We start from the raw sequence: 15,781 nt of genomic DNA, 5'->3' as shown, positions 1-15,781 counted from the left end.
GGGGGGTTCACGCCCCCTCGCCCCCCGGCGCCTTCACCCGCATCACTGCGCAATAGAGCGCCGGCACGAACACCAGCGTGATGAGCGTGCCGGCGATGATGCCGCCCATCATCGCGAAGGCCATCGGTCCCCAGAACACCTGCCGCGCAATGGGGATCAGCGCCAGCGACGCCGCCGCCGCCGTCAGCAGGATCGGCCGGGCGCGGCTGTCGGACGCCTCGAACACGGCCTGCCACGGGCTGCGGCCCTTGTGCAGCAGTTCCTGGATCTCATGGACCAGAATCACCGAGTTGCGGATCAGGATGCCGATCAGCGCCAGGATCCCCAGGATCGCGACAAAGCCCATCGGCACGCCGAAGGGCACCAGCACCGCGACCACCCCGATCAGGCCCAGCGGCGCGGCGGCAAAGACGATCAGCGACAGCCGGAAGCTTTGCATCTGCGCCATCACCAGCAGCGCCATGATCAGCAGCATGACCGGCACCACGGCGGCGATGGGTTCCTGGCTGTCGGCCGAAGTCTCGACCGTGCCGCCCACGGTGATGGTCACGTCGGGCGGCAGGCCAGCCTGGAATTCCGCCACCGCCGGGGCCAAGGCGTCGACCAGGGTCGCGGGCTGATCCTTGGTGGACACCGCCGCCTTGACGGTCACGGTCGGCAGGCCGTTGCGCTGCGCGATCAGCGGCTGTTCGGTGACGTAATCCAGCGTCACGATCGAGACCAGCGGCGTGCCCTCTCCGTTGGGCAGGCGGATTTGCAGGTTGCGGATCGATTCGATCGAGGTGCGGTCGTCGGCCTCGCCGCGCCCGACCACGTCGATCAGGAAGATGTCGTCGCGAAGCTGGGTGATCGTCGTGCCCGAGAACAGCGCCGACAGGGTTTCGGCGACCTCTTGCGTGGTGACGCCCAGACGGCGCGCCTGGTCCTGGTCGATTTCCAGGCGCACCGCCCGCGCCGGTTCGTTCCAGTCCATCGAGATGTCGCGCAGGCGCGGCTCTTTCGCCAGCACGGCGGCAAGGTCGCGCGCGGCGTCGCGGGCGGCGTCGGGATCGGGGGCGCTGATGCGGTACTGTACGGGCTTGCCGACCGGAGGGCCGATTTCCAGGTTCTTGACATAGATGTCGACCCCCGCGAAATCCTGCGCCGCCCGCTCCATCAGCAGCGCCTTCAGCCGGTCGCGCGCGGCCAGATCCGGGGTCTGGATGACGATCTGGCCCATATACGGCCCTGGCGTCGGCACATCCATCGCCAGCACGAAGCGCGGCGCCCCGCTGCCGACATAGGATGTCCAGAACAGCACGTCGTCATTGCCCGCCAGGATCTGTTCCAGCCGGTCCATGTCCGCGCGCGTCTTGGCGATCGACGCGTTCTGGCGTTCCGCGATGTCGACCAGGATCTCGGTCCGGTCCGAGGTCGGGAAGAACTGCTGTTCGACGAAGCGCATCCCCCAGACGGACAGCGCGAACAGGGCCAGCGTGACCGCGATCACGATCCATTTGTGATGCATGGACCACAGCAGCAGCCCGTGAAAGCGGCGGCGCAGCCAGCCGGGCCGGGGTTCGTGGTGGACCGCATGGGGGCGCAGCAGGGTCACGCCCAACAGCGGCGCGAACAGCACCGCCACGATCCAGGACACGACCAGCGACACCGCGATGACCACGAACAGCGAAAAGGTGAATTCCCCCGCCGCCGAACTGTTCAGCCCGATGGGAATGAAGCCCGCCACCGTGACCAGCGTTCCGGTCAGCATCGGGAAGGCGATCGAGGTCCAGGCATAGCTGGCCGCTCTTTCCAGCGATTCGCCGATTTCCAGGCGCGATATCATCGTCTCGATGGCGATCATCGCGTCGTCGACCAAGAGGCCAAGCGCGATGATCAGCGCCCCCAGCGAGATGCGCTGCAAGGTGATGCCGTACAGTTCCAGGATCACGAAGGTGATCGCCAGCACCAGCGGGATGGTCAGCGTCACGACGAAACCGGCGCGGAAGCCCAGGCTGACGAAGCTGACGACCAGCACGATCAGCACGGCCTCGGCCAGGGCCTTCACGAAATGGCCGACCGCGTGATCGACCACCTGCGGCTGATCGGCGACCTTGGCCATTTCGATCCCGATGGGCAGCCCGGCCGCGACACGCTCCATCAGCGCGTCCAGCTCCTTGCCGAATTCCAGGATGTTCTCGCCGTCGCGCATCCCGACCTGCAAGCCGATGGCGGGCTTGCCGTTGTATCGGAACAGCGATTGCGGCGGATCCTCGTAGCCTCGGGTGACGGTGGCCACGTCGCCCAGGTTGAAGAACCGTTCCCCGACCCGCAGGTTGACGGCGGCGATGGACTGGGCGTCTGCGAACTGCCCGCCGACGCGGACCAGCACCTGTTCCGGTCCCGCCTGGATCACCCCCGAGGGCAGGATGGCGTTCTGTTGGGCCAGCGTGGCGATCACCTGCTGCTGGTTGAGACCCAGGGCCGCCAGCCGCGCGGCCGAGAATTCCAGGAAGATCTGCTCTTTCTGTTCGCCCAGCAGTTCGGTCTTGCCGGCGGCGTCCAGCCCCGCCACCTGCTTGCGGATGCGTTCCACCCGGTCGCGCAATTCGCGCGGGCTGTATCCGTCGGCGGTGAAGGCATAGATGTTGCCGAACACATCGCCGAAATCGTCGTTGAACTGGAAGCCCGCGAATTCCTGCGGAAATTCGGGGCGGATGTCGGACATCATCTCGCGCACGCGCTTCCAGATCTCGGGCACCTTGGGGCCGCGCGTGGTGGGCAGCAGTTCCAGATAGACGACCGCCTGGCCCGGCATGGTGACGGATCGGGTGAAGTAAAGCTCGTCCAGTTCCTCGAGCTTCTTTTCGATGCGCGTGGTGACCTGGGTCAGCGTCTCGTCCACCGTGGCGCCGGGCAGGGCGGCGCTGATCACCATGATCTTGATGGTGAAGTTCGGATCTTCCTCTCGCCCCAGGTTGTTATAGCTGAGCGTCCCCGCCACCAGCGAGACGATCAGCAGAAACCACACGAAGCTGCGATGGTTCAGCGCCCAGTCGGACAGGTTGAAACGCTTCACGGATGGACCCTTTCGCCGACGGCCTGGCCGTCGGTCAGCGAATTGACGCCCCGGATCACCACCTCGTCGCCGGGGGACAGTCCCGCGCCGATCAGGACGCGGCCCTGGAAGGCGCCGCTGGGGGTGACGGGAACCGCCTCGACATGGGCGCCGCCCTCGGTTCGGATCACGCGCCAGACATGGGGGGCGCCGTCGCGCAGGAAGATCGCCGCCTGGGACAGCATCAGCGCGGGTTCGCTGGCGCTGCCCAGCCGCGCGCGGATCAGCGCGCCCAGGCGGAACGGCGCGTCGGGCGGCAGGGTCAGGTACAGCCTGCGGGTGCGGGTCGCCATGTCGGCCACGGGGTCGATCCGGTCCAGCACGGCCTGCACCTGCCGGTCGGGGTCGGTGCGCTGCCACAGGGTGAAGACGGCATCGTCGGGTAGGCCCGCAAGCGCCGATTCGGGCAGGTCGATCACCGCCTCGCGCTGGTCTTCCGCCGACAGTTGCAGGACGGGCGTTCCCGCGCCCAGCACGCTGCCGGGGGCCTCGTAGACCGCGCTGACGACGCCCGAAAACGGCGCGGTCATCCGCGCATACCCTTGGGAATCGCGCGCCTGCACCAGGGCAGACCGCGCCTGTTCAGCCCCGGCCTCGGCTGCGGTGGCGGCGCGTTGGGCCTGTTCCAGTTGCGCCGCGCTGGCGACGTTGCGGGCCGCCAGGGCCTCGACCCGCTCCAGCGTCAGGCGGGCGGTGTCGCGCTGAACCTCGGCCGCGGCCAGGGCGGCCTCGGCGGCGCGGGTGGTCGCCTCCAGATCCTCGGCCGCAAGGTTCGCCAGAACGTCGCCCTGCCGGACCCGGTCGCCCAGATCGACGGGGCGCGACACCATCCGGCCCAACGTCTGGAACGCCATCGTCACCTGCGTGCGCGACGCCACCACGCCGGGGATCCACCGCGCGTCCTGGCCGCGATCCTCGACGATTTCGGAGACGACGGGACGGATCGGGGCGGCATTTTCGGCATGAGAGCTGAAATCCAGCCATCGGGGCAGATCCAGCGCCCCGGCGGGCGCGGCCAGGACCAGGAAGAAGGCGGTCAGCGGGACTGTCGGCCGGATCATGGCAAGACCTTGGCCTGCTGGACCTGCCGTCCGGGATAAAGAAGCTGAGAACCCGCGCCGACCACCATATCCCCCGCAGCGATCCCGTCCGAAAGATAGACCAGGCCGTCGACGAACTGTGCGATGGTCACGGGCACCAGGCTGACGCGGCTGTCGTCATCGACGCGCCAGACGGCGGGCCGGTCGCCGTCGCGCATCAGCGCCGTCCAGGGCACCGCGATGCCCCGGTCCACGGCGATATCCACATGCCCCCGCACCGCCGCCCCCAGCAGCGCGGTATCGGCGGCCACATCGTCGATCCGGACCCGCATCGCCACCGTCCCCGAGGCCGGGTCGACCAGCGGCGAAATCTCGGACACGGTGCCCCGCATCTGGGGGCGGTCGATGTCCAGGGTGTCCAGCCGCACCACCGTGCCCATCGCGCTGTCCAGGGCGGGATGGTCGGGGGCGTTGAACACGGCCTCCAACCCGTCCAGCGTGGCCAGGGTCAGGACCGCCTGCGCGGCGCCCACGACCAGGCCGGGGGCCATGTCGCGGGCCGTGACGACCGCATCCTGGGGCGCCCGCATGACCGTATCCTCGACCGCGCGGCGGGCCTGGTCCAGGGTGCTTTCAGCGCGTTCGACAGAGCCTTGGGCCTCGGACAGGGCGCGCAGGGCGTCGTCGCGGGCGGCGCGGGTGCCGACGCCCCGTGCCAGCAGGGCATTGGCCCGTTCGCTGGCCAGGCGGGCTTGCGCCAGTCCCGCGCGGGCGGCATCCAGACCCGCCTGGGCCACATGCAGGGCCTGATCCTGCTGGACCGAATCCAGGCGCGCCAGTTCCTGGCCCTTGGTCACGCGGTCGCCTTCGTCCACCAGCACGCGGGTCACGCGTCCGGGCTGGCGAAAGCTCATCTGCACGCTGTCGGTGGCGGTCAGGCTGCCCGACAGTTGCAGGTCGATCTGCACCGGCTGTTCGCGGGCCGCGACCATCTCGACGCGCAACAGGGCATTTTGCGCAACCGCCGGAAAAGCCGACAATCCCGCAACCGCAATACCCCATGCCAACCGCCAGATGCCCATCAAATGCCCTATCGAAATATCACATGTCTGCTTTACAATCGGCGCCAAGGGAAGCCCCCTGCCTTTACGTCACCGCGGCCTTCTGCCGAAACTTTTCATCATCCCAGATGCCGTCGCGCAACACGCGGGCCAGCGTGTCGACCGCCCGTTCCACATCGTCCAGGTCGTTATACAGCGGCGCGAAGCCGAAACGCAGCACGTCCGGGGCGCGGAAATCGCCCACCACGCCCGCCGCGATCAGCGCCTGCATGACCGCATAGGCCTGGGGATGGCGAAAGCCGATCTGCGACCCGCGACGGGCCGGATCACGCGGCGAGTTCAGCGTCACGTCCGGGCAGCGGGCCTCGACCCCGGCGACGAAGGCCTGGGTCAGGTCGATGGACCGGGCGCGCAGATCGGCCAGGCCGACCCCCTCCCAGACATCCAGGGCGGCATCCAGCGCGGTCAGCGCGATCACCGGAGGGGTGCCGACGCGCATCCGCTCGATCCCCGACGCCGGGCGATAGTCCAGGTCGAAGGCAAAGGGCGCGTCATGGCCCATCCAGCCTTGCAGGATCGGCTGGGCGGCATCGGCATGGCGCGGATGGGTCCAGATGAAGGCGGGCGCCCCCGGCCCGCCGTTCAGGTATTTATAGGTGCAGCCCACCGCGAAATCGGCATCCGCACCGGTCAGGTCCACATCCACCGCCCCCGCCGAATGCGCCAGATCCCAGACCGCCAGGGCGCCCGCCTGATGCGCGCGGGCGGTCAGCGCGGCCATGTCGTGGCGCCGCCCGGTGCGGTAATCCACCTCGGTCAGCATCAGGACGGCCAGGTCGGGGGCGATCGCGGCCTCGACATCCTCGGGCGGGACCACGCGCAACTCGGCCCCGACCGCCTGGGCCAGGCCCTGCGCGACATAGAGATCCGACGGGAAATTGCCGCTGTCCGACAGGATCACCCGACGGCCGGGGCGCAGCCGCAACGCGGCGCTGAGCGCCTGGAACACCTTGATCGACAGCGTGTCGCCCATCACCACCTGCCCCGGCCCCGCGCCGATCAGCCGGGCGATGCGGTCGCCGACGCGGCGCGGCTGGACATACCAGCCCGCCTTGTTCCAGCCGGCGATCAGCATCTCGGACCATTCGTCGGCCATCATCCGGGCCACGCGGTCCCTGGCCGCCACCGGCATCGGTCCCAGCGAATTTCCGTCCAGATAGGTGATGCCCTGCGGCAGGTGGAAAGCGCGACGGGTGGCGGCGAAATCGGTCATGGTCCTCTCCCTCTTGACCGCAGGCTAGCAGCAGCCTTTGCTGCGCGAAAGAGAGGGCAGGATGCTGTATCACGTCACCGATTGGGACGACGCCTATGCCAATACCGTCCATATTCCGCAGGGCGAGGGCTTCTTTGCCCGCTGGCAGGACGCCTCCGCCCGATTCCGCGACGCTTACCCGCCCAAGGCCCTGGGCCGGGGCCACCTGTTCCGCCCCGATGGACCCGCGCGGGGCCTGATGGTCTTCGTCCACGGCGGCTACTGGATGGAGACGACGCCCGATCTGTGGTCGCATCTGGCGGAGGGCGCCTTGGCGCGCGGCTGGGCGGCGGCCCTGCCCGGCTATGCCCTGGCGCCCCAGGCCCGGATCGCGCAGATGGTGCATCAGGTCGCCGCCGCCATCGCCGAGGCCGCCGGGCGCATCGGCGGGCCCATCGTCCTGACCGGCCATTCGGCGGGCGGGCATCTGGCCGCGCGGATGATCTGCGACGACGCCACCCTGCCCGATTCGGTGGCGGCGCGGGTGACGGGATGCGTCCCGATTTCGCCCATTTCGGACCTGCGCCCGCTGCTGCGCACGGCGATGAACGACAGGCTGCGGCTGGATCCGGCGCAGGCGGCATCCGAAAGCCCGGCCCTGCTGACGCCCCGCCCCGGCATTCCCGTCACGACCTGGGTCGGCGCGAACGAGCGGCCGGAATTCCTCCGCCAGGCCCGGCTGCTGGCCGACATCTGGGCGGGCCTGGGCGCGGCCACCGACTGCGTGGTCGAACCGGGTCGCCACCATTTCGACGTGATCGAGGGGCTGGAACGCCCGGACAGTCCGCTGATGGAGCGGGTGCTGGGGTGAAGCGCCATGACAAGGCTGTCCGATGCGCCTGAATGTCGATGAAAGCCTTTTCAGTCCGGGCAGCGCAAACGTGCCGTGCGGTCACCTTGTCTGGTCAAGGGACTGTCCTTCCATCTGCCTGGAGAGGCTCGCTGAGGACCAGGGGTATCGCGGAAGTTGCAGCGTTTTCGATCAAGGTGTCGAGCGTTACAACGGACCTGCATTCGTGAAACGCCGCAAGCAATACGGCACCCGCGATGTGCTGGTGATCCTCTTGCCGGAGGTGGATCTTGGCTCTCTCTCGGCCGACGCGTTCGTTGACATGAGGATAAAGGCATGGACGTGACCTGGGTCACACGGTCTCCGTGAAATCCGCCAGCGTCGCCCTGGTCAGGTCCAGCAGCACCTGCGGGACGATGGCGAAGATGTGGCGTGGCGTGCCCGCAGCCGCCCAGACGCGGTCGAATTCCAGCAGGCGCGGGTCGAAGAAGGCGGCCACCGGCTTCAGATGCCCGACCGGGGCCACGCCGCCGATGGCGAAGCCGGTTTCCTCGCGGATCAGGGCGGCGTCGGCCTTGCCCAGGGGCTGGCCCGCGACCGCCGTCGCCTTTGCCGGATCGACACGGTTGCCGCCTGCGGTCAGGAACAGGACCGCATGGCCCGACGCCTCGCCCCGGAAGATGATCGACTTGGCGATCTGGTCCACCTGGCAGCCCGCCGCCTGCGCGGCCTCGACCGCGGTGCGGGTGCTGTCCGCCATCTCCAGGATCTCGACCGCGACGCCCGCCCCGTCAAGGGCGGTCCTGACCCGCGCCAGGCTCTTGCTCATGTTCCATGTCCCCCTGCGCCAGGCGTCTTGCGCTTTGGCGCCAGCCGTGTTGTTGCAGGACCGATCATCACGGAGGCCCGCATGAACGTCTATACCCTTCTGGTCGAGGTGGGCCGCAGCAAGGACGACGGCCTGCCCGCCGGATCGACCGGCGCGGCGCTGATCTGCTATGCCGCGGGCGGGGACGAGGCCGAGGCGGTGCGTGAAACCGTCGCCATCCTGAAACAGGCGGATCTGGCGCCCCTGGACGTGACCGGCTACGGGACGCTGGAGGAACGGCTGGCCGAGGGGCACGAGATCGACGCGGACGAACGCGCCCTGATGCAGCGTGCCCTGGACGAAAACTCGGTCATCATCGCGCAGATGCAGCCCTTCTTCAAAGGCTGCGAGGGCGACGCGGACGACATCCTGCATTAGCCCGCGCGGGCCTACCCAAGGCGGACGGGGTTTGTTACGCTGCTTCACAACAACAATCGAAGCAGTCACGAACAGGCGATCCCCATGAGCTTTTCCCGCATCTTCCTGACCACCGCCCTGGTGGGGGCGCTGGCGTCCTGCGCCACGCCGATGAACCGCGCGCCCGGCGGCATGTCGGGCGGCGGTCCCGTCACCCCCGCGCCGATCCCCGCCGCATCCGCCGGGGACGAGGCCGGGCTGCAACGCTTCGTGCAATCCTTCCGGCCGCGCGCCCTGGCCTCGGGCGTGTCGCCCGCGACCTATGACCGGGCCATGCGCATCGCCCGCTACAACCCCGACGTGATCCGCCTGGACCGCAAGCAGGCCGAGTTCAGCCGCCCCGTCTGGCTGTATCTGGACAGCGCCGTGTCCGACGTGCGCGTCACCACCGGCCGCCAGAAGGCCGCGCAGCTGTCGGGCACCCTGTCGGCGATCGAGGCGCGCTATGGCGTCCCGCGCGAGATCGTGCTGGCCGTCTGGGGGATGGAATCGAATTTCGGCGCCAATCGCGGCAAGATGCAGATCATCCCGTCGCTGGCGACGCTGGCCTATGACGGCCGCCGGGGCGAGATGTTCCAGAACCAGCTGATCGCCGCGCTGCGGATCCTGCAGGCGGGCGATACCGATCCCGAACACATGCTGGGTTCCTGGGCGGGCGCGATGGGCCACACGCAGTTCATGCCCACCTCCTATCTGGATTACGCGGTCGATTTCACCGGCGACGGCCGCCGCGACATCTGGTCCGAGGATCCGACCGATTCGCTGGCCTCGACCGCGAACTATCTTCGCCGCAACGGCTGGGTGCCGGGCCAGCCCTGGGGGGCCGAGGTGCAGCTGCCGCCGGGCTTCAACATGGGGCTGATCGGCAAGGGCACACGGCGGTCGGACTGGGCCGCGCAAGGCGTACGCCGGATCGGCAGCGGCGCGCTGCCGGGCGGCAACGGGTCGATCATCATGCCGGCCGGCGCCAACGGTCCGGCCTTCCTGATCCTGGACAATTTCCGGTCGATCCTGCGCTACAACAATTCCGACAACTACGCGCTTGGCGTGGCCTTCCTGGGCGAACGCATCGCCGGGCGTCCGGGCATCCAGGGGTCGTGGCCCAGAAACGACCGCCCGCTGTCCACGGGCGAGCGGCAGGAAATCCAGCAGCGCCTGCGCGCCAAGGGCTTCTACCAGGGCGAGATCGACGGGCTGTTCGGATCGGCCACGATGGAATCGGTCGCGGCCTATCAGCGGTCAATCGGCGTGACGCCGGACGGATACCCGACCTCGATCCTGCTGGGGCAGCTGCGGCGGTGATGAAAAGGGGGGCGTCCGAAGGGGCGCCCCATTCTTATTGAGCCGCTTTGAGGCCGACGCCGCCACTCACAAATCATCTGTTCTGGCGCTTTGGAAGGGGCATGCAGCGTAACCGCTATCATCATCTGAGTTGGCATCATGGCATTGAACTGTTTGAAGCGGCTTTCAGCACGCAGACCTTCAGTCGTCATGCGCATGCAGGCTTCGCGACCGGCGCCATCGCCGAAGGAGCCGGCGGCTACGTTTGTCGAGGCGAAAGCATGGTGCTGCCCGCCGGTTCGCTATCGCTGATGAATCCGGAAGAACCGCACACGGGCCACGCCGCCGCAGGCCGGGTGCACTACAACATGCTGTATGTTCCCGAGAGCGCCGTGCTTGGCCTGCGCGATCTGCGCGGCTTTGCCGAGATTGCACCGCGTGATCATGGTTTCCGGTTGACACGGGCTTTGCACGTTCTGGCCCGACGGTTGAACGGCCGGACTGGCGGTTGGCGATAGAGGAAGCAGTGCATGGCGTGCTGGCCTATGCATTCACCCGTCATGGCCGGGCTGAGCTTCGCGCACCGGGGCAGGAACCGCGCGCGGTCGCGATCCTGCAAGAACGCATCGCCGCCGGCGTCGAAGCGGGGAAAGCGTCACTCTTGACGGCCTTGCGGCCAAGGTTGGGTTGCATCCGTCCTATCTGATCCGCAGCCTCAAACGCGCGCCGGGGCTTACGCCCCACGCCCATATCGTGCAGGCCCGTGCGGATCGCGCGCGCCGGATGTTGCTCGATGGCACACCGGCCTCAGGGGCAGCCATCGAAGCCGATTCTGCGATCAGGCGCACCTCATCCGGCAGTTCCGCCGCCATTACGGCGTAACGCCGGGCGCGCTGTTCCGGCATTAGGAAGGTCAATTTAATCCAATCCTCGCCGGGCTGATCCATGGCAGAGCGTTCCGAAAAGGACCGCTTCTCATGTCGTTCAAGCCAGTCAACATCCTTGCCGAAGACCTGCCCACAGGGCTCAAGACCAATTTCGCCGCCGTCCTCGGCATGAGCCTCGGCCAGTGCGCCCCGAACTGGTGGGGCCTGCGATCCCCACGCAGGACAGCGTGACGCTTTCCGGCATCACCAGCGTTGCCCTGCCTATTCTCGGCGCCCCCGCTGGCGATCTGCCCGCGCTGTTCCTTGCCACCGAAGATTTTCCGATCCGGCTGGCCTATGCGCTCGACCTTCGAGGCGGACCCTGACTGACGAGCAATGGGAACGGATCGGGCCGCTGTTGCCCGGCAAGGCCGGATCGGGGCCGCAGCGGCACCGACAATCGGCTGTTCATCGATGCAGTGCTGTGGCTGGCGCGTGGCGCCTCGCCCTGGCGCGACCTGCCGCCGGAACTGGGGCACTGGAAAACGGTCTATACCCGGTTCCGCCGCTGGTCCCGTGCGGGAGTGTGGGAGCGCCTTTTCAAGGCGTTGATCGTCGATCCCGACTTCGAATACGTGCTGATCGACGCGACCATCTCGAAGGTTCATGCCGTGCGGGTCAAGATCACACCGGGCCATTAGGGCGACAGCCCGCAGGCCGAAGGGCTGATCTCTGGCCTTGCGGATATCGGGCATGTCATCGCAGATGCCGCCTATGATGACACCAAGGCTCTGCGCGATTTGATCGCCGATGACCTGCGCGCCGCCGCCCAGATCAAGCGCAACCGCAGCCGCGCCGGAAACAGGCCGCTCGACCGGATACTCTACAAGGAGCGCCATCTGGTCGAGTGCTTCTTCAACCGTCTCAAACGCTTCCGCCGCATCGCCCTGCGCTGCGAGAAAACCCTCGCGTCATTCAAGGCCTTCGTCGATCTTGCCTGCGCAATGGCGTGGATCGCCTGAATGAAGACGCCCTCTAGGAGACCGTGCCTGTCCAGAGCTGCAGCCATCGCCAGGTTGCCGCATGCGAAAATCCGCTTAATTAAGAAGGGAGGTTGATTTCGAGGGGTGTATATCCAATTGATCTAACACTTAAATCGAGGGAAGGATCAGGTCGGGAAGGATGCCGCTCTGAGCGATCAGCGCGCCGACCTCACAGCCGACCAAAATTCCATAATGCGTCACTAAGATCGTGTCGCAGCCCACGTCCATCCCGCCCAGGATGTCGGTGTGCAGCGTGTCACCCACCATTGCGACGCGGCCGCTCAGGCGGGCGAGGCCGGCATCGAAGGCTTCGCGATAGGGTTTGCCGAAGAAACGTGGCACGATGCCGGTCCGGTCCTGCAGGTCATGCCCCCAGAAGCCCGGTTCGAGGCTGAGCCCACCTTCGCGCGGGGCAACCAAGTCGGGGTTGCCGATGATGACGGGCCGGGGCCGCCGGTGAAGGCTGGCTATCAGCCGGTCCTGAAGCCCGGCGTTCCAACGGATCGAGGACAGGAAGACGAATCCGTCGGGCGTGTCCCAGTCGGTGATCGCCAACAGGTCGGTCAGGGGAGCCGGCGCATCCTCGAACCCGTCGCCAGATGCCGCGATGGCGGCCCAGCCCCGTCCCGAGAGATGCGCGAAAGCGACATCGCGGCTGGAGACGACCTCGTCTGCGCGCACGTCCAGCCCCATCCGCCGATATTTGGCCAAGGCCGTGTCCACTCCGTAACTTGCCGCGTTGGTCAGGATGCAGAACCGCTTGCCTCTTGCGCGCAGGTCACGCAGGCATTCCGCCGCGCCAGGAATGACCGTCTCGCCGACATTCAGGACGCCGAAGCTGTCGAAGAGAAACCCGTCATAGTCCTGCGCCACGTCCAGGAGCCGTGCGGCCGTCCGCATCCGGCCCCGACGCGCGGCCGGGGGCAGACGGTCCCGGATGGATTCATAGCGTGTCCAGGCTTGGTCCAGCGACAGCGAGGCATAACGGTCTTCGATGGCAAGATCAGGCGGGTTCATGCTGAAATTCCTTGAGGCGGCCGAACTGCTGGCGCAGCGCAGGGTAGAGGCTGCGATAGATGTCGAACAGTTCCGAATAGCGGGCGCTTTCGCGCGGGTCAGGGTGGTAGACGCGGCCCGTGGCGCTCATGGCCGAGGCGGCCTCGGCCGCGTCGGTGAAAAGCCCCGCCCCCGTTGCGGCCAGCATCCCCGCTCCGAGGCAGGTCGCCTCGGCCTCACGGGCGATCTCGATGGGGCGCTCCAGGACATCGGCGATGATCTGGCACCACAACGCGCTGCGCGTGCCCCCGCCCATCAGCAGGAATCGGTCGGTCCTCGCGCCGATCGCATCTTCGGCGCCGACGGTGGACAGGCGCTGCTCCAGTGCCAGGCCCTCAAGGGTGGCGCGGAACAGATGCGCCTTGCCGTGCCGGGGGCTGAGGCCGAACAGTACGCCGCGCGCATTGCTGTCCCAATAGGGCGTCAGGACGCCGGTCAGATAGGGCAGCGCCAGAAGCCCCTCGGACCCGGCTGGCAGGTCGGCGGCGGCGGTCTCGAGAACCTGCTCGGGGATCAGGTTCAGGCCGAAGGGTCGGGTGCCGATATCCGAGAAGCGTTCGGTGAACCAGGTGATGTTGTAGGTGCCGCCGCCGAAGAAGGTCTCCAGCAGATAGGTGCCGGGGATGCCGCCGGTCATGGTGCGGAAACAGCGGTCGGTGCGGTAATCGGCGCTGAAGGTGCCCGACACGATGCCGGTCCCCAGGTTCAGATAGGCCTCGCCCGGACGGGTGATGCCCGCGCCCAGTCCCGCCGCCTGCCCGTCGCCCAGGCCCGCCACCACCGGCAGGCCCGGCGTCAGGCCCAGCAGCGCCGCGATGTCGGGCGCCAGTCGGCCCAGGATCGTGCCGGGCGCGTGAACCTCGGGGAAATGCGCAAGGTCCAGGCCCACATCGCCGATCAGCTTGTCGTCCAACGCAAAGCGGCGCATGTCCAACACGCCAAGCGGATCGACGCTGCCCCAGGAGGTCGCCCATTCCCCGGTCAGGCGGTGGACCAGATAGGAATGCACGTCGACGACCTTGTCCGTCGCCTCCAGGGTCCGGGGTTCGTGCTGCTGCAGCCATTTCAGCTTGAACCAGCTGGTGGCCGTGTTGGGGGGCTTGCCCGTGGCGGCATGGGTCGCGTCGCTGCCAAAGCGGTCGACCTCTGCCGTAGCGCGGGTGTCCAGCCACAGCATCGCCGGGCGCAGCGCGTTGCCCGCGCGGTCGAGGCAGGCGAAGGTCTCGCGCTGATGGGTGATCGCCAGGGCCGCCAGGCGCGACGTGTCGATCTGGCGGCAAGCCTTGCCGATGGCAGTAACGGTGGCCGACCACCAATCGGTGGGGTCCTGTTCGCCCCAGCCGGGATGGGGGGCGGAATGGGCGAACCCCTCGCGCCCCATGCTGACGGCGCGCCCCGACATGTCCCAGACCACCGCCTTGGCGGCCGTCGTCGAACAATCGACCGCCAGGACCAGGTCGCCCATCAGGCCCCCCTTTCGGCGGCGGCACAAGCGGCTTCGGCACGGTCCAGCACGCGGGCGACATCCGCATCCGTCCACCAACCCGCCAGAAGCAGAAGGTCGGCGACCGTGAAACGTTCGCGCATGAACTGGCAATTGCCGGTGACCCAATGGATACGCTCGGCCGAGGGCGCAGGCTCGAGATCGGCAAAGCGCATCGGCGCGCCTGCCCGATGCAGATAACGCGCGATGGCACCAGCGCCAAAGCAAAGCCGGTCATGCTCCGCCGTCAGTGCGTCCCAATCGGCGAAGGCGGCCTCGACCTGCGGGTGGGCGGCGTGCCACAGATCCAGCTTGGCGCGGTAGCGCGACCAGCATTCGCCGCCAATGCGGCCCTTCGGATCCAGCCAGGCAAAAGCGTCCCGCAGCGCGGGCTCGGCACTTGCAGGGTCCTGGAACAGCCGCGCAACGGGCAGCCCGTCCCGCGCGACACGGTCCCGGAACTCTTCCCATGCGGCAGCGCGGATGACCGAGCCGACGCCGACCTGCGCGCCGTGAAGCCCGGTCGGGGCATGAAGCTCTCCGTTCACCATGTCCAGCATGTGACTGACCAGATGCTCCATCCCCGAGAGCGAGGCGGTGGTGCCCCCCACCCCCGTCACGATCCCGCGCATCGCCAACGCAGTCGCCAGCCGGGCGCAGGCATCGGGGTCGGCACGGCCGACGCCGGCGGACCAGTCCTCGACCCCTTCGCCGCAGAGGGCCAGCATGTCTAGCAGCACGGGCGCGAAGCGCTTGTCCATGCCCATTCGGGCCGCAAGGAACCAGTCGCCCGGGGCGGAATACATCGACAGAAGCTCGCCGAAGCCCGAGGCATTGAGGTATTGCGGCGCCGCGGCGATAACCTGCGTGTCGGTCAGCACTGCCTCGGGCCAGCGCGAGGGCAGCGTCGTCTTGACGCCGTTCTGCAGGACGACCGCAAAATTGTCGGTGAAGCCGTCGACCGAGGCGGCGGTCTGGATCACCACATGGACCGGCACGCCTGCCCGCTCGGCCGCGATCTTGGCGACATCCGTGATGGTCCCGCCTCCGACAGAGACGATGGCATCCGCGCCGGCGCAGGCGGCGGCGGCGGCGTCCAGCACCTTCTCGTCCGCATGCAGGATCGGATGGCCATCATCCATCACGACACGAACGGCGTGATGATGGGCACCGATCAGTTCCTGCACCATTGCCTTGAGATCCGCGCCCTGCCGCAGGATCAGCACCGGATCGACCACGATGCAGACGCGCGTGCCGGGGCCGGGTGTGCGACCGGCCGCAGTCAGATGGCGGGCCAGCACTTCGGGCAGAAGGTCCAGCGCGTTTTCCGAGACATGCACCTCGGCCATGTTCAACGCGGCGAACTGGCCGTTGGGATCGTTCTCGGCCAGCACCCGGCGGATGCGGTCCAGATGCGACAGATCGCTGAGCGCAAGATCGAGGGCCATGGGTCAGCCTTTCCTCAGG

The 15,781-nt window shown here is 67.9% G+C and carries 15 protein-coding genes and 1 pseudogene; 8 read left to right on the top strand and 8 right to left on the bottom strand.

What is annotated here, in order from left to right:
- Positions 1–7: 7 nt before the first annotated feature.
- From PARHAE_RS08295 to kynU, 4 genes are all read right to left on the bottom strand, one after another.
- Entirely contained in the window at positions 8–3,058 is a 3,051-nt protein-coding gene (locus PARHAE_RS08295; protein WP_126154141.1) for an efflux RND transporter permease subunit, read from the bottom strand.
- Complete coding sequence (locus PARHAE_RS08290; protein ID WP_126154140.1) at positions 3,055–4,158, bottom strand: efflux RND transporter periplasmic adaptor subunit; 1,104 nt, start codon at positions 4,156–4,158, stop codon at positions 3,055–3,057. Before PARHAE_RS08290 ends, PARHAE_RS08295 begins: the two co-directional genes overlap by 4 nt.
- Positions 4,155–5,141 carry an efflux RND transporter periplasmic adaptor subunit gene (locus PARHAE_RS08285; protein ID WP_241232725.1) on the bottom strand — a complete coding sequence of 329 codons (987 nt, stop codon included), beginning with the start codon at positions 5,139–5,141 and terminating at the stop codon, positions 4,155–4,157. Before PARHAE_RS08285 ends, PARHAE_RS08290 begins: the two co-directional genes overlap by 4 nt.
- Positions 5,142–5,283: 142 nt before the next feature.
- Complete coding sequence (gene kynU / locus PARHAE_RS08280; RefSeq protein ID WP_126154138.1) at positions 5,284–6,471, bottom strand: kynureninase; 1,188 nt, start codon at positions 6,469–6,471, stop codon at positions 5,284–5,286.
- A gap of 61 nt (positions 6,472–6,532) precedes the next feature.
- Here kynU and PARHAE_RS08275 point away from each other — a divergent pair, with 61 nt between their 5' ends.
- Both PARHAE_RS08275 and PARHAE_RS08270 read left to right on the top strand, forming a co-directional pair.
- Positions 6,533–7,321, top strand: a complete 789-nt coding sequence (locus PARHAE_RS08275; RefSeq protein WP_126154137.1) for an alpha/beta hydrolase — start codon at positions 6,533–6,535, stop codon at positions 7,319–7,321.
- A gap of 22 nt (positions 7,322–7,343) precedes the next feature.
- Positions 7,344–7,646 (top strand): hypothetical protein, encoded by a 303-nt coding sequence (locus PARHAE_RS08270; RefSeq protein ID WP_126154136.1) that lies wholly within the window; start codon positions 7,344–7,346, stop codon positions 7,644–7,646.
- A gap of 6 nt (positions 7,647–7,652) precedes the next feature.
- Here the strand turns inward: PARHAE_RS08270 and PARHAE_RS08265 are convergent, their stop codons facing one another.
- The gene (locus PARHAE_RS08265) at positions 7,653–8,129 is read right to left on the bottom strand and encodes a YbaK/EbsC family protein (protein WP_126154135.1); all 477 of its coding nucleotides are present in this window, start codon (positions 8,127–8,129) and stop codon (positions 7,653–7,655) included.
- A gap of 81 nt (positions 8,130–8,210) precedes the next feature.
- On the opposite strand from PARHAE_RS08265, the gene PARHAE_RS08260 reads away from it, so the two are divergent.
- The 6 genes and pseudogenes from PARHAE_RS08260 to PARHAE_RS08235 all read left to right on the top strand — a co-directional run bounded on the left by PARHAE_RS08260 (position 8,211) and on the right by PARHAE_RS08235 (position 11,754).
- Positions 8,211–8,546 (top strand): hypothetical protein, encoded by a 336-nt coding sequence (locus PARHAE_RS08260; RefSeq protein ID WP_126154134.1) that lies wholly within the window; start codon positions 8,211–8,213, stop codon positions 8,544–8,546.
- Positions 8,547–8,630: 84 nt separating this feature from the next.
- Positions 8,631–9,887, top strand: a complete 1,257-nt coding sequence (locus PARHAE_RS08255) for a lytic murein transglycosylase (protein WP_126154133.1) — start codon at positions 8,631–8,633, stop codon at positions 9,885–9,887.
- A 101-nt stretch (positions 9,888–9,988) separates the two neighbouring features.
- Positions 9,989–10,384 (top strand): AraC family ligand binding domain-containing protein, encoded by a 396-nt coding sequence (locus PARHAE_RS21590; RefSeq protein WP_126154132.1) that lies wholly within the window; start codon positions 9,989–9,991, stop codon positions 10,382–10,384.
- 459 nt (positions 10,385–10,843) lie between these two features.
- On the top strand, positions 10,844–10,984 hold the full coding sequence (locus PARHAE_RS21585; RefSeq protein ID WP_241232724.1) for a DUF2000 family protein: 141 nt from the start codon (positions 10,844–10,846) through the stop codon (positions 10,982–10,984).
- Positions 10,981–11,118 carry a hypothetical protein gene (locus PARHAE_RS21580; protein WP_241232723.1) on the top strand — a complete coding sequence of 46 codons (138 nt, stop codon included), beginning with the start codon at positions 10,981–10,983 and terminating at the stop codon, positions 11,116–11,118. Before PARHAE_RS21585 ends, PARHAE_RS21580 begins: the two co-directional genes overlap by 4 nt.
- A pseudogene (locus tag PARHAE_RS08235) lies at positions 11,115–11,754 on the top strand (IS5 family transposase). The gene PARHAE_RS21580 and the pseudogene PARHAE_RS08235 overlap by 4 nt, the downstream one beginning before the upstream one ends.
- A 129-nt stretch (positions 11,755–11,883) precedes the next feature.
- Here PARHAE_RS08235 and PARHAE_RS08230 read toward each other — a convergent pair.
- The 3 genes from PARHAE_RS08230 to PARHAE_RS08220 are packed head-to-tail and all read right to left on the bottom strand — an operon-like array spanning position 11,884 to position 15,762.
- Complete coding sequence (locus PARHAE_RS08230) at positions 11,884–12,792, bottom strand: HAD-IIA family hydrolase (protein WP_126154130.1); 909 nt, start codon at positions 12,790–12,792, stop codon at positions 11,884–11,886.
- Positions 12,779–14,296 carry a xylulokinase gene (locus tag PARHAE_RS08225; RefSeq protein WP_126154129.1) on the bottom strand — a complete coding sequence of 506 codons (1,518 nt, stop codon included), beginning with the start codon at positions 14,294–14,296 and terminating at the stop codon, positions 12,779–12,781. The genes PARHAE_RS08230 and PARHAE_RS08225 overlap by 14 nt, the downstream gene beginning before the upstream one ends.
- Positions 14,296–15,762: an iron-containing alcohol dehydrogenase gene (locus tag PARHAE_RS08220; RefSeq protein ID WP_126154128.1), complete on the bottom strand. Its 1,467-nt coding sequence runs from the start codon at positions 15,760–15,762 to the stop codon at positions 14,296–14,298. Before PARHAE_RS08220 ends, PARHAE_RS08225 begins: the two co-directional genes overlap by 1 nt.
- Positions 15,763–15,781 lie beyond the last annotated feature (19 nt).

Origin of the sequence: Paracoccus haematequi (genome assembly GCF_900631945.1) — a bacterium.
GTDB classification, from domain to species: domain Bacteria; phylum Pseudomonadota; class Alphaproteobacteria; order Rhodobacterales; family Rhodobacteraceae; genus Paracoccus; species Paracoccus haematequi_A.
Note: the sequence above shows the minus strand (reverse complement) of the source record. Positions and strands in the feature narration are given on the sequence as shown.